Annotated in this window: 19 protein-coding genes and 4 tRNA genes; 9 read left to right on the forward strand and 14 right to left on the reverse strand. The window is 52.7% G+C overall.

Annotation, left to right across the window (positions count from 1 at the left end):
• The first annotated feature begins 223 nt into the window (after window positions 1-223).
• The 6 genes from alaS to WG929_RS17980 all read left to right on the forward strand — a co-directional run bounded on the left by alaS (window position 224) and on the right by WG929_RS17980 (window position 5,152).
• Window positions 224-2,851, forward strand: coding sequence for an alanine--tRNA ligase (alaS, locus tag WG929_RS17955; RefSeq protein WP_416207191.1), 2,628 nt, complete (start codon window positions 224-226; stop codon window positions 2,849-2,851).
• A gap of 246 nt (window positions 2,852-3,097) precedes the next feature.
• Entirely contained in the window at window positions 3,098-4,339 is a 1,242-nt protein-coding gene (locus WG929_RS17960; RefSeq protein WP_416207192.1) for an aspartate kinase, read from the forward strand.
• A gap of 187 nt (window positions 4,340-4,526) precedes the next feature.
• Window positions 4,527-4,721: a carbon storage regulator CsrA gene (csrA, locus tag WG929_RS17965; RefSeq protein ID WP_303434927.1), complete on the forward strand. Its 195-nt coding sequence runs from the start codon at window positions 4,527-4,529 to the stop codon at window positions 4,719-4,721.
• Between the two features lie 68 nt (window positions 4,722-4,789).
• Window positions 4,790-4,880 (forward strand) — tRNA-Ser (locus WG929_RS17970).
• Window positions 4,881-4,957: 77 nt separating this feature from the next.
• A tRNA-Arg gene (locus WG929_RS17975) sits at window positions 4,958-5,034 on the forward strand.
• Window positions 5,035-5,075: 41 nt separating this feature from the next.
• Window positions 5,076-5,152: transfer RNA gene (locus WG929_RS17980), tRNA-Arg, on the forward strand.
• 63 nt (window positions 5,153-5,215) lie between these two features.
• On the opposite strand, the gene WG929_RS17985 is transcribed toward WG929_RS17980, so the two are convergent.
• Together WG929_RS17985 and WG929_RS17990 are read right to left on the reverse strand one after the other, a co-directional pair.
• Window positions 5,216-5,734, reverse strand: a complete 519-nt coding sequence (locus WG929_RS17985; RefSeq protein ID WP_416207193.1) for a 2-thiouracil desulfurase family protein — start codon at window positions 5,732-5,734, stop codon at window positions 5,216-5,218.
• Entirely contained in the window at window positions 5,731-6,528 is a 798-nt protein-coding gene (locus WG929_RS17990; RefSeq protein ID WP_416207194.1) for a methyltransferase domain-containing protein, read from the reverse strand. The genes WG929_RS17985 and WG929_RS17990 overlap by 4 nt, the downstream gene beginning before the upstream one ends.
• A 207-nt stretch (window positions 6,529-6,735) precedes the next feature.
• Between WG929_RS17990 and WG929_RS17995 the strand changes: the two genes are divergently transcribed.
• On the forward strand, window positions 6,736-7,425 hold the full coding sequence (locus WG929_RS17995; protein WP_416207195.1) for a GGDEF domain-containing protein: 690 nt from the start codon (window positions 6,736-6,738) through the stop codon (window positions 7,423-7,425).
• Here WG929_RS17995 and WG929_RS18000 read toward each other — a convergent pair.
• From WG929_RS18000 to WG929_RS18050, 11 genes are all read right to left on the reverse strand, one after another.
• Window positions 7,422-7,901 (reverse strand): YaiI/YqxD family protein, encoded by a 480-nt coding sequence (locus WG929_RS18000; RefSeq protein ID WP_416207196.1) that lies wholly within the window; start codon window positions 7,899-7,901, stop codon window positions 7,422-7,424. The two genes, WG929_RS17995 and WG929_RS18000, sit on opposite strands and share 4 nt — an antisense overlap.
• A gap of 65 nt (window positions 7,902-7,966) precedes the next feature.
• The gene (locus WG929_RS18005; RefSeq protein ID WP_416207197.1) at window positions 7,967-8,503 is read right to left on the reverse strand and encodes a hypothetical protein; all 537 of its coding nucleotides are present in this window, start codon (window positions 8,501-8,503) and stop codon (window positions 7,967-7,969) included.
• Window positions 8,504-9,015: 512 nt separating this feature from the next.
• The gene (locus WG929_RS18010) at window positions 9,016-9,348 is read right to left on the reverse strand and encodes a DUF6488 family protein (RefSeq protein ID WP_416207198.1); all 333 of its coding nucleotides are present in this window, start codon (window positions 9,346-9,348) and stop codon (window positions 9,016-9,018) included.
• A gap of 28 nt (window positions 9,349-9,376) precedes the next feature.
• On the reverse strand, window positions 9,377-9,898 hold the full coding sequence (locus WG929_RS18015) for a hypothetical protein (protein WP_416207199.1): 522 nt from the start codon (window positions 9,896-9,898) through the stop codon (window positions 9,377-9,379).
• 12 nt (window positions 9,899-9,910) lie between these two features.
• Entirely contained in the window at window positions 9,911-10,585 is a 675-nt protein-coding gene (locus WG929_RS18020) for a HupE/UreJ family protein (protein ID WP_416207200.1), read from the reverse strand.
• Between the two features lie 8 nt (window positions 10,586-10,593).
• Complete coding sequence (locus WG929_RS18025) at window positions 10,594-13,701, reverse strand: efflux RND transporter permease subunit (RefSeq protein WP_416207201.1); 3,108 nt, start codon at window positions 13,699-13,701, stop codon at window positions 10,594-10,596.
• 14 nt (window positions 13,702-13,715) lie between these two features.
• Window positions 13,716-14,954 (reverse strand): efflux RND transporter periplasmic adaptor subunit, encoded by a 1,239-nt coding sequence (locus WG929_RS18030; protein ID WP_416207202.1) that lies wholly within the window; start codon window positions 14,952-14,954, stop codon window positions 13,716-13,718.
• Window positions 14,955-14,963: 9 nt separating this feature from the next.
• Window positions 14,964-16,238 (reverse strand): TolC family protein, encoded by a 1,275-nt coding sequence (locus tag WG929_RS18035; RefSeq protein ID WP_416207203.1) that lies wholly within the window; start codon window positions 16,236-16,238, stop codon window positions 14,964-14,966.
• Between the two features lie 10 nt (window positions 16,239-16,248).
• Window positions 16,249-17,202, reverse strand: a complete 954-nt coding sequence (locus tag WG929_RS18040) for a M56 family metallopeptidase (RefSeq protein WP_416207204.1) — start codon at window positions 17,200-17,202, stop codon at window positions 16,249-16,251.
• On the reverse strand, window positions 17,199-17,582 hold the full coding sequence (locus tag WG929_RS18045; protein ID WP_416207205.1) for a BlaI/MecI/CopY family transcriptional regulator: 384 nt from the start codon (window positions 17,580-17,582) through the stop codon (window positions 17,199-17,201). The genes WG929_RS18040 and WG929_RS18045 overlap by 4 nt, the downstream gene beginning before the upstream one ends.
• Before the next feature lie 1,060 nt (window positions 17,583-18,642).
• Window positions 18,643-18,969 carry an MbcA/ParS/Xre antitoxin family protein gene (locus WG929_RS18050; RefSeq protein ID WP_416207206.1) on the reverse strand — a complete coding sequence of 109 codons (327 nt, stop codon included), beginning with the start codon at window positions 18,967-18,969 and terminating at the stop codon, window positions 18,643-18,645.
• Between the two features lie 319 nt (window positions 18,970-19,288).
• Between WG929_RS18050 and WG929_RS18055 the strand changes: the two genes are divergently transcribed.
• Together WG929_RS18055 and WG929_RS18060 are read left to right on the forward strand one after the other, a co-directional pair.
• Window positions 19,289-20,512, forward strand: a complete 1,224-nt coding sequence (locus WG929_RS18055) for a DnaT-like ssDNA-binding domain-containing protein (protein WP_416207207.1) — start codon at window positions 19,289-19,291, stop codon at window positions 20,510-20,512.
• A complete protein-coding gene (locus WG929_RS18060; protein ID WP_416207208.1) occupies window positions 20,436-21,086 on the forward strand; it encodes a replication protein P in 651 nt (216 codons plus the stop codon). The genes WG929_RS18055 and WG929_RS18060 overlap by 77 nt, the downstream gene beginning before the upstream one ends.
• Window positions 21,087-21,464: 378 nt before the next feature.
• Here the strand turns inward: WG929_RS18060 and WG929_RS18065 are convergent.
• A tRNA-Ile gene (locus tag WG929_RS18065) sits at window positions 21,465-21,541 on the reverse strand.
• Window positions 21,542-21,784: the final 243 nt, after the last annotated feature.

Genomic DNA, 21,784 nt, shown 5'->3' on the forward strand with positions numbered 1-21,784 from the left:
GGGTGCAGTACGAACTTGCCTGTCCATAATAAGCGCTTCCGCTCATTGGCAAGTCATTTAAATATTCCTTTATAGTTATATTGTTTAAGTGTCAGGTCAAGTGTTTTCTACCGGGTTTTATACCCTGGTGATGGTTTGGAGTGTGTGCGGGACTCGGACAAAGCGGAGCAACCCGCTATACTGCCGCTTTTGATGCAACCAACCTTCGGAATTACGCCCTCGTATGAAAAGCGCAGATATTCGCCAGGCATTCCTCGATTTCTTTGCCTCCAAGGGGCACGAGGTGGTGCCATCCAGTCCTTTAATTCCTGCCAATGACCCGACCTTGTTGTTTACCAACGCCGGTATGGTGCAGTTCAAGGACGTATTTCTCGGAAAAGACCAGCGCAGTTACACCAGAGCCACCTCATCGCAACGCTGTGTCCGTGCGGGTGGCAAGCACAATGATCTGGAAAACGTGGGGTATACCGCCCGTCACCACACCTTCTTTGAAATGTTGGGTAACTTCAGTTTTGGTGACTATTTCAAGGAAGACGCCATCAAGTTTGCCTGGGAGCTGCTGACGTCAAAAGAATGGTTGAACCTGCCAGTCGAGAAACTGATGGTCACCGTTTATGCCGATGACGATGAAGCCTTTGATATCTGGCACCGACAAGTCGGTATTCCGGCTGAAAAAATTGTCCGCATCGGAGACAATAAAGGCAGCCGTTTTGCGTCGGATAACTTTTGGCAGATGGGTGACACTGGGCCATGTGGCCCTTGCACCGAAATTTTCTACGATCATGGTGAGCACATCTGGGGTGGGCCTCCAGGGTCACCTGAAGAAGACGGCGACCGCTTTATCGAGATCTGGAACAACGTCTTTATGCAGTTCGACCGCCAGCCTGATGGTGAGATGGTGCCACTGCCGAAGCCATCGGTTGATACCGGTATGGGCCTTGAGCGTATCTCCGCCATCATGCAGGGTGTTCACAGTAATTACGAAATTGATCTGTTCCAGGCATTGTTGGCCGCTGCCGCGAATGCCACCGGTTGCCAGGATACCGAGAACAAGTCACTGCGTGTGATTGCCGACCATATCCGTTCTACCAGCTTCCTGATTATCGACGGAGTTTTGCCCTCTAACGAAGGCCGCGGTTACGTCCTGCGCCGCATTATTCGCCGCGCTGTGCGTCATGGTCATATGCTGGGTGCACCGGTTGGCTTTTTCCATACGTTGGTTCCTGCGCTGGTTGAGCAAATGGGTGAGGCCTATCCAGAGTTGTCGGAGCTGTCGGAGCATGTACAAAAAGTACTGCGTCTGGAAGAAGAGCAATTTGCCAAGACTCTGGACAAGGGAATGGCGATTCTTAATGCAACGATTGAAACACTCGAGAGCGATACCATTCCGGGTGAAACGGCATTCAAGTTATACGACACCTACGGCTTCCCGCTGGATTTGACCGCTGACGTTGCCCGTGAACGCGACCTCAAGGTCGACGAAGCCGGGTTTGACGTAGAAATGAACAAACAGCGCGAAAAAGCCCGTGCTGCTGGCAACTTTGGTGCTCACTATGGCGCGGGTCTGGCCATTGACGGTGAAACTGCCTTCCGTGGTTACGACGCACTGGAAAATACCGGTACGGTGAAAGCTCTGTTCAAGAACGGTGAAGCCGTGGTCGAACTGCTTGCCGGTGATGAAGCCACGCTGGTACTGGACGAAACCGCATTTTATGCCGAAAGCGGTGGTCAGGCTGGAGATACCGGCTTTCTGACCGCAAAGGGTGTGGTTTTTCAGGTAAAAGACACCACCAAAGAAGGTAAAAATCACCTGCATCAAGGTGTACTGGTGGAAGGTCGTGTGGGCGCGGGCGATATGCTGACGGCAACGGTCGATGCCGAAAAACGCCAGGCAACAGCTTTGCATCACTCCGCTACACATTTGCTGCATGCTGCGTTACGTACAGTACTGGGGTCACACGTTGCGCAGAAAGGCTCGTTGGTTACCTATGACAAATTGCGCTTCGACTTTTCCCACCTCGAAGCGATCAAGCCAGAAGAGCTGCTGCAAATTGAAACTCTGGTTAACCGTCAGATCCGTGCCAATACACCGGTAACGACACGTTTGATGGATATCGACGCTGCTCGTGAAACCGGTGCCATGGCGCTGTTTGGCGAAAAGTACGATGACGAGGTGCGTGTATTGTCGATGGGCATCAATGATTTTTCTGTCGAGTTGTGTGGTGGTATTCATGCCGCTCGTACTGGTGATATTGGATTGTTGAAAATCAGCTCCGAGAGCGGTATCGCCGCAGGTATCCGTCGTATAGAAGCGGTTGTTGGCCAAGCAGCACTGGACTTTGTTGGCCAGCAGGAACAGGCGCTGAAGGGAATTGCTGCGGTATTAAAAGGCTCTACCGACAACGTTGGTGAGAAAGTTGACCAATTACTGAGTCGCAACAAGGCGCTGGAAAAAGAGCTGGAGGCGTTAAAATCCAAGCTGGCCAGCAATGCCGGTTCAGATCTTGCTGGTCAGGCTAAAGACATAAAGGGCATCAAGGTTCTGGCCGCTCGTCTGGATGGTGCAGATGTCAATGCTCTGCGTACTATTATGGATCAGCTGAAAAACAAGCTGGGCAGTGCGTTGATCATGCTGGCCGCTGAAAACGACGGCAAGGTCACCCTGCTTGCCGGTGTGACCAAAGACCTGATCAAGTCTGCCAAAGCCGGGGATGCGGTCAAGGCCTGTGCGGAATATGTCGACGGTCGCGGGGGTGGCAAGCCTGAAATGGCGCAGGCGGGTGGGCAGAAGCCAGAAGGGATTGCCGATGCGCTCGCGGCGTTTGAGCGCTGGGCTGAATCGGTAGCCTGATTTTCTGGGAATCGATTACTGCAAAGAATGATAAAACGGGCTTTAATGCCCGTTTTATCATTCCGGGCTGTGTCGGGATGGCCATCGTCACTCGTTTTATATCCACTGTTTGTGTATGGGTACTTGAGTAGATCAGTCAGTCCTGAAATCAGTAACGTTTTCCATACACTCTGTATCTTTCTTGTTTATGACAATTGTTGTTTAATTGGCGCCCTTTTTAGTTTAGTCAACCCCGGTTGTTACATCATGGCGCTATACGTACAGAAATATGGAGGCACGTCGGTCGGTACTGTCGAGCGGATCGAAATGGTCGCCGACAAGGTCAAGTCCTTCCACGATGCCGGTCATCAGGTTGTGGTGGCGGTGTCTGCCATGAGTGGCGAAACCAACCGCCTGATTGGCCTGGCCAACTCTATTTCTGATAATCCATCACCTCGGGAGATGGATGTACTGGTCTCAACCGGGGAGCAGGTAACCATAGCCCTGCTCGCCATGGCGCTTGAAGAGCGCGGTGTCAGTGCACGTTCCTACACTGGCTGGCAGGTGGGTATTAAAACCGACAGCTCATTCATGAAAGCCCGGATTGAAGATATTGATACCACATCCATGCGCAACCAGCTTGATGCGGGTGGGATCGTGATTGTGGCCGGTTTTCAGGGGATTGACGACGACAACAACATTACCACGCTGGGTCGTGGCGGTTCCGACACCACCGGGGTTGCTCTGGCTGCAGCGCTGGGAGCGGATGAATGCCAGATCTACACCGATGTTGATGGCGTTTATACAACCGACCCTCGTGTCGTACCGGCGGCGCGTCGAATGGAGCAGGTGACCTTCGAGGAAATGCTCGAAATGGCCAGTCTTGGTTCAAAGGTATTGCAAATTCGATCGGTTGAATTTGCAGGTAAATACAAGGTTCCGCTGCGCGTGCTTTCCTCCTTTAAGGAAGGTAACGGCACACTGATTACAATGGAGGAGAATGGCTCCGTGGAAAATCCCGTTATTTCAGGCATTGCATTTAATCGTGACGAAGCAAAAGTAACTGTAAAGGGGGTACCTGATATTCCCGGTGTTGCTTCCCGCATACTGGTGCCGATCAGCGATGCCAATATTGAAGTCGATATGATTGTTCAAAACGTATCGGATGATGGTACAACGGATTTTACATTCACGGTTCATCGCAATGATTACAGCAAGGCGATGGCGATTCTTAAAGAAACGGCCAAAGAATTGAAAGCCCGCCAGGTGATTGGTACCGATGATATCTGCAAGGTATCCATGGTGGGCGTTGGAATGCGCTCTCATGCGGGTGTTGCCAGCAAAATGTTCAAAACACTGGCCGATGAGAATATTAACATTCTTGTCATTACAACATCGGAGATCAAAATCTCGGTTGTGATTGCAGAAAAGTATTTGGAGTTGGCTGTTCGTTCGCTGCACACCGCGTTCGGACTGGATGCCGAAGAAGAAACCCAGGTGAGCGCCTGAGCTTGTTCTGCTCCTGTCTGTTTAGGGAACCTTCCTTCATGGAAGGTGCCCTAATAACCAAACGTTCTCAACATCCCAGGTTTTTTCTGATCATAATGGAATATATGGTCAATACTGTTAGATGAAGAGAATGGGCTCAGCGCCACAGCACCCTAGACCAATAAACAGGATTTTCAGGAGTAACCCTATGCTTATTTTGACCCGTCGCGTAGGCGAGACGTTAATGGTAGGTGACGAAGTGACCGTCACTGTCCTTGGAGTAAAAGGAAACCAGGTACGTATTGGTGTGAATGCACCCAAAGAAGTCGCAGTTCATCGCGAAGAGATTTATCAGCGCATTCAGCGTGAAAAAGATGGTGATGAATCGGCCGGTAACTACTAAGGCCTCAATTTAATAGCATTTTTTTCTTTAAGTTTCTAAATAACGTGGTATCATGCGCGCCGTGATCTGGAGAGATGGCCGAGTGGCTGAAGGCGCACCCCTGCTAAGGGTGTATAGGTTTATACCCTATCGAGGGTTCGAATCCCTCTCTCTCCGCCACGTTTTCTGCTTCTGCAGAGCGTTTATATACAGTTGACTATTAAAGTTTCCTTAATATAATACGCGCCCCACGATGTGCGCTCGTAGCTCAGCTGGATAGAGTACCTGGCTACGAACCAGGCGGTCGGAGGTTCGAATCCTCCCGAGCGCACCATTCTACTGAATGAATCCAATCGTGTTTTGCTTTTCTGATGTGCGCTCGTAGCTCAGCTGGATAGAGTACCTGGCTACGAACCAGGTGGTCGGAGGTTCGAATCCTCCCGAGCGCACCATTTCAGCAATGTCTTTTCGAAGCATTCGCTTCAAAATATTTCCCAATATCTGAATTTTTTATTTTAAATGCCTGGGCCAATCCAGTCTTGCTGTTGTTGCACCCATGCCAGCAATTGCTCAAAACTGTCTGGAGAAAAGCAGACTATGCCGTGTTGCTTCAACAGGGTAGCTGTGATGCCGCTATAGGCGGTCAGTTGTTTACTGAAACTACCGTCATAGGTGCTGTCTGGCCCACAGGATGGCGACCGTGCTGCCAGCAGTGCCGCTTTGGCGTTGTGGGTCTGGGCGTATGCCAGCGTGTGCCTGGCACCGGCGAGGAAAAATTCGGTAACATCGTCACCGGTTTGTGTCACTACCCGACGCTGGCCTGCCAATACCTCGGCACCATTGCCGCCGGCGATTTCAGCCGCAGATCTGGGTACTGGCAAACCGCCAGCGACTTCCGGGCATACCGGAATCAGCCAGCCTTGCTGATGCCATTGCTCAATCACCGTCTGCTGGTGCGTCAGCGTTGCAGCGTTATCGGCACCGTCATAGCGGACGCGTTGACCCAGCAGGCAGGCCGATACCAGAATTTTCATGGGATTGCTCGTTTTGCCACCACGTGAATATAGCGGCCCAGCAAGCGGTAGGGGTCTTGCAGGCCAAATTCCAGGTCTGCTTGGTTAACCGAAGGTTGGCCAATACGTTCACGAATTTTCTGATGCATATGATCATGAATGCAGCGAATACCGCGCCAGCGTAATATTTCAAAGCCGTTTGCTCTCAGCTCATCCATAACTTTTATGGGGTCGAGAGGGTGTTGAGGAGCATTACCTTCCCGGCGCAGACGATCGTTCGAACCTTCTGGCGCATGGGTTCGGCCATTCATCAGTTGGCGCCATTGATGGCCGTGGAGGTTGTAGAACATCAGTGACAACCAGCCGTCTTTCTTAACAAAATGGCAAATCGTTTCCAGGGCGTCGTAAGGCTGCTCCAGCCACTCAAGCACTGCATGGTTCACTACCACATCAAACTGGCCGGGAAATACAGCGGCAGCGGTTTGCAGGGGGCAGCAGGCGCTTTTGAGTGGCAGGTTTGCTGTGGCAAAGCTGTGCTGCGCTAAGGCCAGCATGGCTGCTGAAATATCGCAAAGATGAACATTGGCACCTTGCCGGGCCAGTTCCAGCGCAAATTGCCCTTGTCCGCCGCCAAGATCCAGAACCTCGCATTGCTGCAGGGGAATATTCAGATCGGCAAAGTCCTGTCGCAGGGCCGCCAGGCGCAGCTGGCCTTTGGGGGTATCGTAAATCGTTTTGCGAAACCGGGCGGCGATATCGTCGAAATTACGGTCGGGAATCTGGTTGCCGCTATCAATCGGGTGTTGTGTGTTCATTGCTGTATCGTATGCCATGGTTTGGGCGAGTCTAGCGCTATGTCGTAATGGATGACATCGCTGCAGTGGCAATTGATATGGGTTGGTGGCGGTTACAAATCGGTGTTGGCGGGGTTCAGTGTGATTGTTAATTAGGAGCCAGGGGTTTTTCGACGTGAGCCGCTTCGCCTTCTACACTGAATGGGTCAAATTCAGGATTGCGATTGTATGAATGATTCAGCGACGGAACAAGCGGGTGCTGCTGCCCTTGTGGCGGCAGCAGAAAACACCTGGCAATGCCAGTCATCAGGTATTTGCCGCTTTCAAACCGAGCTGGTTACTCTGCGTCAGCAAGTCGTGACAGACCCGCTGACGGGTTTGTACAACCTCCGTTATTTGTTGGGAGCGTTGGGTACAGAAATTGAGCGTACGGAACGTACCGGTTTGTCGACGGCATTGATGATGCTGGATCTGGATTTCTTCAAACGGGTTAATGATCGCTGGGGTCATGAGGCGGGTAACCGAGTGCTGCAAAGTACCGCTCGTGTGATTTTGGAGACAACGCGCCGACTGGATATTTCGTGCCGGTATGGCGGCGAGGAGTTTGCCATTGTCTTGCCTGGCTCTTCACTGATGGCTGCCCGTCCTGTGGCAGAGCGATTACGGGTAAATATTGCGGCGCAGGCACTGAATATCGATGGCCAGTGCCTGACAGTGAGTGCCAGCATTGGAGTCACGGCGATGGCGGCAGGCGCATTACAGACTCCCGGAAAGTTGATTGAAAAAGCCGACGCCCAGCTGTACCGGGCCAAACAATCCGGCCGCAACCGGGTCTGCTATGAAACGGATACGGCGGTAACCAGTCATGTCACTCAAGACGAAAAAAACTTAATGAGATCGTTATTTGGTGGTGGTTAACGTTTTGCCTTTACCTGTTTTGCCAGCCAGCGATCAAGGCTGTTGGCAAATGACTGCTTGTCGCGCTGATCAAAAGCGGTTGGTCCGCCGCTTTGTATACCACTTGAACGCAGGGTTTCCATAAAGTCCCGCATATTCAGACGCTGGCGAATGGTTTCTCGGTTATATGGCTCGCCGCGTGGATTGATAGCATCAATGCCGAGATCAAGAATTTCGGCGGCAAGGGGGATATCCTGGGTGATCAGCAGGTCACCGGGGCGGGCGCTTTGGACAATCGAGTTATCCGCAACATCAAACCCCGCCGCCACGATACGACTGTGAATCCATTCGGACTTGGGCAGTGGCAAGGCATGGTTGGCGACAAACCAGATATGGACTTGCGTCCGTACGGCGGCTTTGCACAGAATCTCGCGAATGGCTTTGGGTGCTGCGTCAGCGTCAACCCAGATACAGGCCGGTTGTTCATCGGTGTTCAATAGATAAGTATCCAGTCTCTACAGTAAAATCTGGCAAGCGTTTCTTGTGCTCGCGTGCCTGTCCATTAAATATCGTCCACTGTTTGCGCCAGTGACAGGTTCAGCCACAACAGTTGAGACTTGTTTTCCTGGGTTGCCAACGCCCGTGTCAGAAAATTGTTACCCGGATTCATCAGACTGAAGCCAAACCGGCTTTGAAAAGCAATCGGGTAATCGCGATTGCCCGCCGTTCCCTGAGCACTGGCGATCGGAAATTGGCTGATGGATCCAGCCAAGGCCTTATAAACGCAAGTACTCGCACCCGGTGAGCGTGCCAGATCAATCAGCCAGCCATTCCAGTCCTGATTACTGTGAACGCCAAAGGCAACACAATGATCAACCCCCTGTTGGGCATCAGGACATACTCCCCAGGCAATATCCAGTTCATCCAGCCGCGATTCCCACAAGCGATTGCTGGCGGATAACACGACAAACAAGGGGAGTGCACTGTTCATGGCAGGCCGCAGGGCTGCTTCAAATTCAGGTAGTGGCATCAAGCTGGCAGAGAAATCGTCGAGACAACCCGCCTTGTTGGCCACCAATACGATGCCAGGTGCAGACATACAGTGACGTCCCTGATTCAAGTGGCTAAACCCTACTACAGTGAGGGTAAGCGGTAAATGTATAACCACCTCTGCTTGCTTTGTAGCTTTTCTCCGCGAGTAATCGGCTGGGAGGTCTGAGGTGACAATCAGGCGGGTGACATGAATGGGGCAAGTCGATGGGAAGCTGTCCGTCATCAGGAAGGTGTAAATGAGTGAAACAAGGTGAGAGCAAGCGCTGGAATCCATGAGGCTGTCTGACGCGGTTGGTAATCTTTGCTGTTCTGAAGAGTGATTATTTGTATTCGGTAGCAGCCGGGAGAGCTGGCTCCATAATGGGATTTTATCTCCTGACAGGCCGCGTCGAATAATTGAGAACGTTCCGTAGATAACTTGAGCAGATTGTGCCATTTTTTCCAAATGGTCGTTTTTCGTTAGGTTGTTTCGTTGCTTAATCCTTCGAATTTTGCAGGCGAAGCGCTGTTCCCTCGATAGCGGATCCGTAGGAACGGCATTCGGGCTGCCTTATCTGATCAGAACGGGTACACCTTCGATACGTCAGAAATACCGCCGTTTTCCAGGACGTTTACATACACTTTTTCGTCTGAGCCAACTTTAACAATTTCCACGACGTAGAAACCTGTGCCACTGGCTTTGATCGATACCTGATCCCGGCCAATGCTCTGCCAGCTGGTGTCCAGTTGACCGGCAGTAAAACCGTAGTCGCGCAGCGTCATTTTCTGGACTACACGTGCGGCAACCCCCATGGCTCCTTCAGCGTCAATCATGCCGTGATCACCATGGGCATGTGTAATTCCGCTGAAAGCGGAAAGAGTCAGCACGGCGGAGAGTAGTAATGCTTTCATGTTGTAACTCCTGTTATGTATTGGCGAATTACATCGCATGGGGGTTTTTGTACTGGCCTTCAAAAAATAGCTGAATGGTAACGTCTTGCTGACCATCGTTGCGGAAATACCAGCCATGAGTGCCTGCAAATGGTGCCGTAAAGCTGCCTTTCATTTCATTTGTAGTGGCAACAGCATAACTGTTGAAATAGCCGCTTGGATCATTAAATGGCTCACCGTGCACATCGACGTGGATATTGGCTCCATCGGTAATCCATTCAAAATCTACCTGCTCACCTTCAGCCATTTCCAGTTTGAATTCTCTGCCACTGCCCGCAGGCAGGATCAGAGTTGTCAGGCCATCGATACTGGTTGCATCGATGACAGATGATGGCGCTTCAGTCTGTTTTTCCGGTGACAGAGCTGTCAAACCCAGCCGGGTACCAATACCAGTCGGATCGATATTGTATTCCGCAGGCATGATGATGGTGACCAGAGTGAGTAAGCCAATCATAAAAGCGGCCAGTGTTGCCTGCCACAACTGCTTTGCCGGGATCTGTGCGTTTGTCATCCTCCATTCTCCTCAAGAAGTAAAATAGCCAGTCAGCTGATAGCCGGTGAGCATGATGCCCACCGCCATCAGCAGCGTATTGGTCAGTACAGCGAAACGATTGAATGTCAGTGAATGCCGCCAGGCCGAAATCAGGATAAGAATCATCGCCAGGGCTGTAAACTGGCCGATTTCGACGCCGATGTTAAAGGCAATCAGATTGGTCAGCAGGCCATCTTGCGAAAGATGAAATTCCTGCAGCTTGGTCGCCAGACCAAAGCCATGGAACAAGCCGAAAACCAGTACGGCGTAGCGCGTGTCGGGCTGAAATCCCAGTATTCTCTGAAAGCCTCCGAGATTATCGAAGCCTTTGTACACCACAGACAGACCGATGATGGCGTCGATCAGGTAGGCATTCACCTGGATATTGGCCAGCACGCCAGACATCAGCGTAATGCTGTGGCCGAGGGTAAATAGACTGACGTACAGCAGCACTTCACGGCTGCGAAACAGAAAGAAAATAACACCCAGTAGAAACAGCAGGTGATCGTACCCTGTGATCATGTGTTTGGCGCCGATGTACAGGAAGGGCACAAACTGTACACCGCTATTCTGCTGCAAAAATGTCCGGGTGTTATCGTCCACGCCGTGGGCCAGCGCCAACGACGTGGCCCCCATCAATATGCACAGAAGGATCGGATGTTTCATGGCTGAGGTCATGCATTTCCTCGTGTTTCAGTTCGGTGTAGCAGACGGTACAGCGCAGGAATCACAAACAGTGTCAGTAGGGTAGAAGAAATTACTCCACCAATGACTACGGTGGCCAGTGGTCGCTGGACTTCTGAGCCGATACCGGTATTCAGTGCCATGGGAATAAAACCCAGAGAGGCTACCAACGCCGTGGTGATAACCGGGCGCAGGCGGGTCAGAGCCCCGTCGATAATGGCTTGCTCAAGCTTTGCACCAGAGCGTTGCAATTCCCGTATGAACGATACCATCACCAACGCGTTCAGGATCGCGATACCGGACAGTGCAATAAAGCCAACGGCCGCTGAAATCGAAAACGGAATATCGCGCAGGGTCAGCGCCAGTACACCACCAGTCAGAGCCAGTGGCGCCCCAGTGAAAATAATTAATGCATCACGAAATGATTTCAGTGCCAGTATCAGCAGACCAATGATCATCAATAACGTTAGCGGAACAACAATCAGAAGACGCTGCGATGCTGATTGCAGTTTCTGATAAGTACCTCCGTATTCCACCCAATAACCGGTCGGGACCTCCAGTTCTTCTGATACGGCTTGGCGAATATCATTTACGAAGCTGCCCAGATCACGACCGCGTACGTTGGCGGTAACAACCAAACGACGTTTGCCGTTTTCACGGTTCACCTGATTCACGCCGATGTTTTCGCTGAGGGTCACCAGCTCCTGCAGGGGAACAACCTGCCCCTGTCCGACGTTCACCGGCAGATAGCTCAGACCGTCGATATCGGTGCGTACTTTTTCAGGCAGACGCACTGTGATGTCGGCCCTGCGGTCACCTTCAAACAAGGTGCCTGCTACTTCTCCCCCCAGCGCCGTGGCCAGCTGGTTCTGCAGTTGCTGACGGCTGATGCCGTAACGCCGCAACGCTTCGTTATCCGGGATAAATTCCAGCAGGGGCAAGCCGGTGACCTGCTCCGTCTGAATGTCCACCGCACCGTCAATGCTTGCAACAATCTGCTCCAGCGATTTGCCTAGCCCTGCCAGTACTTCCAGGTCATCACCAAAAATTTTGATGGCCACTTCAGCACGAACACCGGCCAGCAGTTCGTTAAAGCGCATCTGAATCGGCTGCAAAAATTCATAACGGTTGCCAGGAATTTCACTGACTAACGCTTCCAGTTCGGCGACGACCTGCTGTTTGGACTTATCTGGATCTGGCCACTGATCACGGGGTTTAAGAATAATAAAGTTGTCAGCAACACTGGGTGGAACAGCGTCGGTTGCGACGTCAGCGGTGCCGATTTTGGCGAACACACGTTCAACTTCGGGCAGGAGTTTAATACGTTCCTCCAGCGTTTCCTGCAGGGCGATGGCCTGACTGAGAGATGTGCCGGGAATGCGCAGAGCGTGCATGGCAATGTCACCTTCATCCAGATTCGGCGCAAATTCGCTGCCTAACCGGGTCGCCTGCCAGAGACTGAGCAACACCAGCACGGTCGCTACCGCAACAACTGGCAACCGGGCTTGTAAAGCCATGGCGAGTAACGGCTGGTAGATGCGGGTAAGGCCCGAAACCAGAGGGTTGTGTTTTTCCTCAATAGGCCCCCGAAACAGCAGGGCCACAGCGGCGGGGATAAAGGTCACCGACAATAGAATGGCACTCAGCAGCGCAATCACTACGGTGATGGCCATCGGGTGGAACATTTTGCCTTCAACGCCTTCGAGCGCAAAAATCGGTGCGTACACTGCGGTGATAATAAGCACGCCGAACAGCGCCGGACGGATTACTTCTCGGGTGGCTTCAAACACCAGCTGCAGGCGCTCTTTTAACGCTAACGGATCTGCCTGCTGGCTCAGGCGGCGCAGACAGTTTTCGACGATGATGATCGCACCGTCGACCAGCAGACCAAAGTCGAGTGCACCAAGACTCATCAAGTTGGCGCTGACCCGGGTCTGTATCATGCCGGTGAAGGTCATCAGCATGGCCAGCGGAATTACCAGAGCGGTGAGGATGGCCGCACGGATATTCCCCAGCGTCAGGAATAAAATAACGATCACCAGCAGAGCACCTTCCGTGAGGTTGGTGGTAACCGTGCCCAGGGTTTTTTCCACCAGACCGGTACGATCATAGGCGGCGGTGGCGACAATGCCCTCTGGTAAGGACGCATTAATTTCTGCCAGTTTTTTGCCCACGGCACTGGCCACGGTACGGCTGTTTTCGCCGACCAGCATAAAGACAGTGCTCATCACCACTTCACGACCATTCTGGGTCGCGGCACCGGTACGCAGGCCGTGACCGATGGCGACCTCGGCTACGTCACTGACGCGTACAGTGTGTCCGTTCCCTGAGGTGATGGTGATCGCGGCAATATCTTCCGCCTGCGCAGGCTGACCGGGAATACGCATCAGCCATTGCGCTCCGTTTCGCTCGACAAATCCGGCGCCGCGGTTGTTGTTGTTAGCCCGGATAGCGCTCACTATATCGGCACTGCTGATACCGGCGGCCAGCATGCGCTGCGGTTGCATCTGCACCACCACTTCACGCTTGTTGCCTCCGATGGGGTTAACTTCTACCACGCCCTGCACCTGCATCAGTTGCGGACGAATAATCCAGTCGTGCACGCTGCGCAGATCCATCGGCGTGACGGCCGAACCGTCGACGTTTACTGCACCGGGTTCGGCATCCACGGTGAACATGAAGATTTCACCCAGACCGGTGGCGATAGGTCCCAGTTCTGGCTGTAACCCGTCAGGCAGGCGGCGGCTGGCGGATGCCAACCGCTCACCCACCAGTTGGCGGGCAAAATAAATATCGGTGTCGTCGCTGAAAATGGCGATCACCTGCGACAGGCCATAGCGCGACACCGAGCGGGTGTATTCCAGTCCTGGTAATCCGGCCAGAGCGGTTTCCAGCGGATAGGTAATACGCTGTTCCACTTCCAGCGGGGTAAATCCGGAAGCTTCGGTATTGATCATTACCTGAACGTTGGTGATGTCCGGCACCGCATCAATCGGCAGCCGGTTAAAATTCCATAGGCCCAGTATGGCGACGATGGCGACCACCACCATCACCAGTCCCCGGCGGGCAATGGCCAGTTTAATCAGTAAATCCAACATGGCGGTATCCCGTATCAGTGATCGTGTGACGCGCCGGACTTCTCGATGTCGGCTTTGATGATGTAACTGTTTTCCATGACGTATTCGGTTCCTGCTTCCAGACCACCGAGCACCTCAATCCATTCACCGGCGGCCTGTCCCAGCTCCAGCATCCGCACTTCGTATTCGTCGCCGACTTTGGCGTACACCACAGTAAAATCACGGAAGGCCTGTAGGCCGGAGCGTTTGACCGCCAGTGGTACTGTACGGGTTGCGGTTTCAATGGCGGCGTTGATTTTCATGCCCGGGGCCAGTAAACCAGCGCTGTTATCGACCGTAGCACGCCAGAGACGCGACTGATCCGCTTGCACTGAGTTGTAGGCGCTTGTCAGTGTCGTCTGGGTTTGCAGTTCGGTGCCAGGAATCGTGATGGTGACAGGAGCCTCAGCTCTAACACCGCCCCAGTTTTTCGGATACACCGCCAGCTCCGCCTGCAGCGTACGGTTATCCTGCAAGGTCAGCAGTGTTCGTCCCGCGCTCTGTTCTCCGGCAGCGGTATAGACCCGGCTCACGGTGCCGGTGGCCGGTGTACGTATCGGGTAGGTTTTCAGACTCTGATTGCTCTCGATGGTGAGCAATTCAGCACCGGCCTGAACCATCTGACCTTCGTGGACGTGGACAGCCTGGATTTCACCGTCAAAGCGGGCGCTGATCTGACGTTCGTTGCCCGGAAACGGAGTCAGGATTCCCCATGCCGGCGTACGTATATGCAGTGTGGCTGGTCCGGCTATTGCGGTGGTTATCCCCATGGCTGCGGCAACCGGTGCGGCGATTCGGGTACGGCCCTCGAAATTATCGTAACGCCATTTGTATTCCTTGCCGGCGTGCTGAGCCTGAATATCCACGATAAATGAATGGGGCTCGTAAATTTCCATATCGCCGCGTAAATAGTCGCCTTCGGGGCGGAAGCTGATGGTATCAACCACATCTCCCAGGCGAATCAGGCGGATGGTTAATTGCAGGTCCTCTGGCGCGACCAGCCGATCGGATTGACTGCCCCAGACGCGGAATTCCGGTGGCACGCCGGTTTCAAAAATCGCCAATTCAAGTGCAAAATCACCTTCGCGTAACATCCGCCCACGGTGCAGCCCTTTTTCCGGTTCTGCTTCTGCTGTTTCCGCCGTCTGAGCATGAACGACCGATATTGGCAGGGCACTGCTTGCCAATATCGGCAGAACCAGTAATAGGTGTGAAAATAATTTACGGGGTGTCATAACTGAGCCTCAGAAATAAATGGCCTGGCCGGTCAGGCGCTGTAATTCAATCCACTGGCGGTGCAGTGTTTCCGATTCGTCGAGCAGACGTGTGCGCGTGTTCAGCCATTGCTGGCGGATGTTATCCCATTGCACATAGTCCAGCTGTCCTTGTTCATATGCCTTCAGAGCTTGCTGACGGCCGTTATTCAGTGTCGGAAGAATGGTTTCAGTCAGGGTATTGATGACGTGCTGGCTGTGTTCCAGCTCCATCAGCAGAGTACGGATCTGCAGGGTCAGTTGTTGCAAACGCGCTTGTGCCGATACCACTTGCTGCTGATCGCGGATGTGAGAAGAACGCTTCAGAGCCGTCTGGCGCTGATTGCTACCCAAAGGCATGCTGAGTTGGGCAATCAGTGCATAGTCACCGGTGCTTTCGAAATGACGTACCCCTGCCCCTACTGACCAGGGTGTTGCTGCTTCTTCACTGGCCAGTTTTCCTTCTGCACTGAACAAGGCGGACTCAGCTTCTGCCTGAGCCAGCGAAGGAGTAGTCAGCAGGTTACTGATGGCGGCTTCTGCCTTTGGTAGTGGCGGGAATTGCTGAATATTGCCATCCGCATGGAGCTGGGTATCAGCCGTTCCCCATTGCGCAGACAGGCGCAGTGAGGCGGCCTGCAAACGGTGACCAAATTCTTCCAGTGCTAATTCTTGCTCTGTTAAACGGGTGTGGGCCAATATCAGATCCGTATTCGGTGCCTGCCCGGCATCAACCCGGCGCTGGATAATTTTCAGAATTTCTTTTTCGTCAACCAGCGCCTCCAGTGCCAATTGCAGGCGCTCCTGATCAGCGAGTAACGAAACAAAAAGAACGGATGTCTCTGCTTGTATATCAGTCAGCTGCACTCGTTGCTGTATCGTCAGCAGGCGTTGCTGAGCTGCCGTGTGTCCTGTTCTGGCGTTGATCTGATCTCCTTCCAGCAGCCAGCGTGCGCTCAGTGTCGTCTGCATGGCTGACGTACCTTTATATTGCTCGGTACCGAAGGCGTCTTCGACACTCAGCTCAAGCTGAGGTGGTTGTCTGCTGCCAGCCGCCTCCGTACGGGCCTGATTATCCTGCTGGCGATAAGACCAGATCACGATTTCCGGATGCCCCTGCAACGCCCGGTCGATGGCATCGGTCAGGCCGATTCTGCTTTCGGCAGAGGTCGTGGCGTGCCAGGAAGTTAATATGGTCAGACACACAAAAAACCGATGTATGATCGGTTTTTTGTGTGAAAAAATATTGTGGTTAACAAGCTTCATTTCAGCTCCGTTAATGAGCGAGAAAAATATCGAAAAAGTGGTGCAGTGCATCGACAGCTGAAAGAACAGCAGCACCAGTAAACAGCATTGCCAGTGGCAACAGACTCAGCTTCAGAGCGGACGGGCGAGAAGGGGTCAGCAGTTCACTGACCCGCTCCCGTAACTGTTCTGCTGCGACAAAAGCCGCCTGATTAGCACGATCTGTCTGGTGGCACAGGCGCGCAATGTTCACCAGTGTTTCAGCGATATCGGCAGCATCTGTGTCGCGGGTAACCCGGCTATCGGCGAGCTGTTCTGTCGCCAGCGTAAAGCGATCCAGAACTGGCGTGCGAAGAATAGCAGGAAGCGGACAAGTGAGCAGCATCAGTAGCCAGCGACTCAGGTTATCGAACTGGCGGACGTGTGCATGTTCATGCGCGAGAATAATTGCCTGCTGATGCGGCGTTGTCTGGTCAAGTAAACCTTGCGACAGATAAATATCGGCTTGGAAATAACCGACGGTCATGGCCACAACGTTGCGGGTAGGCAGAATGCGGATGGTGGAATCCGGCGTTGCAAGCGCTTGTTCTCGGAGGAGTTGCAGGCGCTGGTGTATACGCCATTGATTGTAGGCAAAACGGCCCATTCGGAAGGTTAGCCATAAGCCGACAGCGCTTAGAAACCAGCTGTGCCAGGCGGTAACAGCAAACTCTTCGGTATGGTGCCAGTGAATTAGTCCCGGTGCGCCCTGAACCGTATTGTTATCGACTGATGATGACAATCCTCCAAGGATCACAAGCAGTAACGTCAGCATCCAGGGTAAAACAGCCCAGCTTAAGATCAGCCATTTTTGCTCCAGCGGAGCACGGGTGCCCGCCTGTTGAATCAGTGGTGCTGTCAGCAACTGCAGCACTACACACGCCAACCCAAGCAGTGCCGCCATGCTCAACAGATTAAGAGCGAACGCCCAGCTTCCGGTGATCATGGCTGTTCTCTGCCTTTGCGGCGGTGATCCAGGATCATCGCTTCAAGACGATTTAACTCGTCCTCTCCAAGATCCGCTGACAGTGATACAAAAGCAGCTATCAAGGATTCGCTGTCTTGACGGATCAGGTCACTGGTAATATCGCGGATCAGCTGTGCAATCAGATCTTCCCGGTCAATTCGGGTTCGGTAGATAAATGCATGTCCCTGCTTGCTGCGGCTGAGCAACTGCTTCTTATATAAACGATCCAGCGTGCTCTGAATGGTATTCAGTGAACGGCTGCGTTCGGCATAAAACGCAGCATGAACCTGCTTGGCATCCGCTTCACCAGCTGACCATAAATAGTTAAGCACCTGCTTTTCTAATTCGCCGAGAATCATATTCTTTCCAATGGTTTGGCTGCGGCATACACTGTCACATAGAAAACCGACCATCAATCGGTTTTTTGCCCATCTGCGTCAATAACTGAGGTTTTCATGCTGAGTATTCTCCGTCACCGCGTTTATCGTCACTTGTTTGTTGCTCAGGTTATCTCGCTGCCTGACATGCAAGGTGGCAGTGGCCACGATAATCGGAATTAAGACGCTTGTCTTGATTGAAATCGACGTTCGCTACGGCCATGAAACAAGCTCTGTTGTGTCTCGTGAGGATTCAAAGCGAGTATTAGCGTCATTCGATCTGGGATTTTCTGGTGTTGTTGTGTTAAAAAATCGAAACGATTTTATCGGGGACATCTATTTAATCCGGTGCCCCCGCAGGGGGCGGGTTGCCGCCGTCCAGAGCGGTGTTGGCGAATGTGAAAAGGCCGCGTCATTTCGCTGTATTCGCCGCCTTGCCCTGATCACCGGCAACACTCGCGCAGAGTCGTGCAGAGTCGTGCAGAGTCGTGCAGGATTAAATAGATGTCCCCTATAGCTCTGGATGTGGTATCCGCTTTCTAATCTCAAAGTGAATTCAATACACTCTTCTCCCTGGCGGCCGAACCAGCAACTGGTGCAACTCAGGCGGACATGCCATTGAACTTGCTGCTCTGCTGGCTTGTTATCGGCAAACGCCTTGGGCGAGAAGGCCGCAATGTTCACTCCGTCTGACAGTCGTGCTGACGGGTGGTCGATGTATACTCTGTGCCACAGTTTCGCCTAGCTGTTCCCAGTTTCTGTGGAGCGCCAGGAGGTCGGGTCTCTTATTGGATGCTCCGCAAAGTAAGCATCATGCAGGTTCATCGCCTTCTCGCTTGATAATCGGGCTGAAAAGGCGGTTCTCTGGTCGCTGATAACAGTGAGAGGTTCCAGGTCTACGGATCCACTCTGGAGCAGCCAGAAGTAAACCGCTGTTTCCGCAAAGGCGTTTTCACATTGGCGGAAGTATAGAAGATCTCGTGCTCCATGGCGGAGCCAAAGCGTGATCCGTACTGCAGTGGTGGGTATCTGAATGGGGTCATCAATAGATAGGAAAGCCCCTTGCAATCGGGTGGAACCGGAGGCTTGGAACTGTCGAGAAGCTCTTCCAGCCTGCTTTGGTCAGCAGCAGGCCGGGTAATGCTGCGGGTAGCGGCAAAATTTCCTGGGTTTCAACCACTCGCCAGCATAGGCTTGTATCCGGCCGCAGTTGCGAGTGCATCCTGCATAAGATCCGTCCTCGCATGGCGTCCAGATACCAGAGTACCCGGCTCAGACCCTCGATACTCTGAATCATATCGACCGGAATGTGTGGTTGGCCAGACTGTTCACTGAAATGCCGGTTTGCTTGGTCTGTTTGATGCCTCATGCCCGCTACCTGGCTGGATACTCAGGAAGCCGCAGTCGCCGGTGTGCTGCGAGATGAGATATGTGTTGGAAATAGCTCATACGCACGCCCGGGTATAACTGTGTTTCTGTACTATTCTTGTGCCACCCCCGTATCCGCAGGCACAGCAGACACGACAGGCCGCGTCAAATAATTGAGAACGCCCCCAAGACATCATGGTCGATTAATTGAATAACGAACCAGCGTTTCTTCCGCATGGTTACACCCAGAAGGGTGATATGCTGGTACCTCGTCCGATCATTCTTCCGCTTTCGACCCAGGTCAATTCAACAAGTACATCATGAGTAGTCATCCACTATTTACCGATTTTTCCATCCCTTTGTCCGTAACACTGGCCGCCACGATCGGGCTGGAGGACGCTGTCTTGCTGACCATTATCAATCAGGCCGCGGTATTGCAGCACGACAGTAGCCGTCATGGCATTCGATTGGCGCGAGAAACGGTGCGGCAGCAATTACCCTTTTGGGATGATGTGACGATTCGCCGCACTCTGGCCAGTCTGGTCGACAAGGGACTGGTGCGCTTGCACGGCCCGATGTATCCGGAAAGTATTGAACTGGTACTGAGCTTTGATCAGAGCCAGTCCACGGTCAACGCTTCCGCCCAGCAAGGCGAAACCAGCCAGGCCATGGGCACCGGGTCTATAGGGCGCGGGTCTATAGGGCGCGGGTCTATAGGCACTGGGTCGCCGTCAACCAGCGCGATACCAACAGGTCACCAGGGGATCAGCAACGATTGGCAACCCGGTGCTGACACTCTGACGCGACTGCAACAGCACGGCATTCCCACCAGTTTTATCTGGATCCAGCGGGATGCCTTTTTATTGCAGGGGCAAGAGCAGGGAGCTAATCGTAATGATTGGAATACCCGTTTTTTCCGCTTTGTAAAAAAACAGTGGGTGTACGCCCAGAACGACGCAGAACGTCAACGGCTGCAGCAGGAAAATCAGCTGAATCGCAGTGGTTTCAATGTCGCCAGTGACGAAGCTGCACCCATTGGCCACCAATGGCGGCCAAGTGAGGATGCGCTACAGATTTTGCAACGTTCAGGTATCGACCAACAGTTTATTGACGACGCGGTAGCCGAATTTATTCTTTACTGGCGTGAGCGGGGCGATGCGTTAAAAACCTGGAACAGCAAGTTTATTCAGCATATTCGCCAGCAATGGGCGCGCTATTCTGCGGCCATGGAACACTCTACGGTGCCCTTGCCGATCGCCAGCGACTGGCAGCCCTCGCGCGATTGTTACGATATTCTCGCTATGGCTCATATTGATCCGCAATTTGCCCGCGAACGGGTAGCTGAGTTTGTACTCTACTGGCGAGACTCCCATCAGGTGCATAACAGCTGGAACAGTCGCTTTTTGCAATACATCAAACAACAGTGGGCTCGTCAGTTGTCGCAACCGACCACCCAAGGAGGCAAGAATGGACAAACAACTGCTGAACCGGACTACACAACAGTTGAAGCAAGTTTGCGCCGACTCAACGACACCAGCTGGTGATGATGGTTCGCGAGAAGCCAACACCGCACAAAAATCAGCACTGAATCAAATGTTCGAGCTGTTTCGCTTTAATTACCACAACCAGTTTCTCAAGGCATTTCCCAACGCCGATACGCTGATTACTGCCAAGCGATTGTGGGCCAGGTTGTTAATGGACTATCCGGCCAGCATGATATTGTCGGCGGCTGAGCGAGCGGTGAAGGAGTGCAGCTACCTGCCGAATGTGCACGAGGTAATTTCTCGTTGTGATCTGGCGGCAGAATTTGGTGTTCCAGACGCTCACTCTGCCTATATAGAAGCCTGTCGGGCACCGTCACCAAAAAAGAACTTCGGCTGGAGTCACCCTATCGTTTATTTTGCCGGGCGCGCCAGCGACTGGTTTTTTCTCGCCAACAGTACTGAGCAGCAGGCGTTTCCGGTATTCAAGCGTAACTACGACTTGCTGCTGCAACGACTGCAACAGGGGGAGGATATTCAGCTGGCCGTTGAAAAGGCGCTGCCAGTCACCATCGAACGTCCACTGGATCGGCAGCAGCAACAAGAAAACCTGCAACAGCTGAAATCGTTGCTGTGATTTGGCTGTTTTTGTATCGTTTGCTGCGCTGCAATCACCAGACACTCTATGGTGTTGCCAATTCATAGAAGGCATCAACAGCAGCGCCACAGGCAAAGTAAAAATCACGTCAGAGGTGGCGGGGGAGACCGCTTTTTTTATATCTATTATTGGCCTCGTCTCGTGAAAACTAAAAAGCCCTCATGGCCTAAGCTATGAGGGCTTTCGATTCTTCCAGTTTGGATGCTTCTGTTTTTAAGGTGGGGGACATTCTCCCGCCAGCAACAGTTGCGGCATGTACACTCAGCGCACTAATGTAAGATAAACGAATGTAGGCGCTAACAAGTACTTTTCTGCACTTGAATTTTCCATCTAACTTACTGATTATTAAGGTGAAAATGGTGGGCCTTCCCAGACTTGAACTGGGGACCTGCCGATTATGAGTCGGATGCTCTAACCAACTGAGCTAAAGGCCCTTCTGATCGAGGTGTGCGGTCGCACGTCTCTGGTTGCTGCCATAACTGGCAAAAACAGGGCGCTGATTATAAATTGGCGCTCGTGACTATGCAAAGAGTAGATATAAAAAAACCGGCGCAAAGCCGTAATGCTGTTCACTTAAGCGGAGCAGCATTACAGTCAACCGGATAGCGGGTTTTGCTCATCTTCACCGTTCGGGGACTTCCTGGCCTCGAACGGCGTTCCAAAAACAGTCCACCAAT

Source organism: Oceanobacter antarcticus (assembly GCF_044962685.1).
GTDB classification, from domain to species: Bacteria; Pseudomonadota; Gammaproteobacteria; order Pseudomonadales; family Oceanobacteraceae; genus Oceanobacter; species Oceanobacter antarcticus.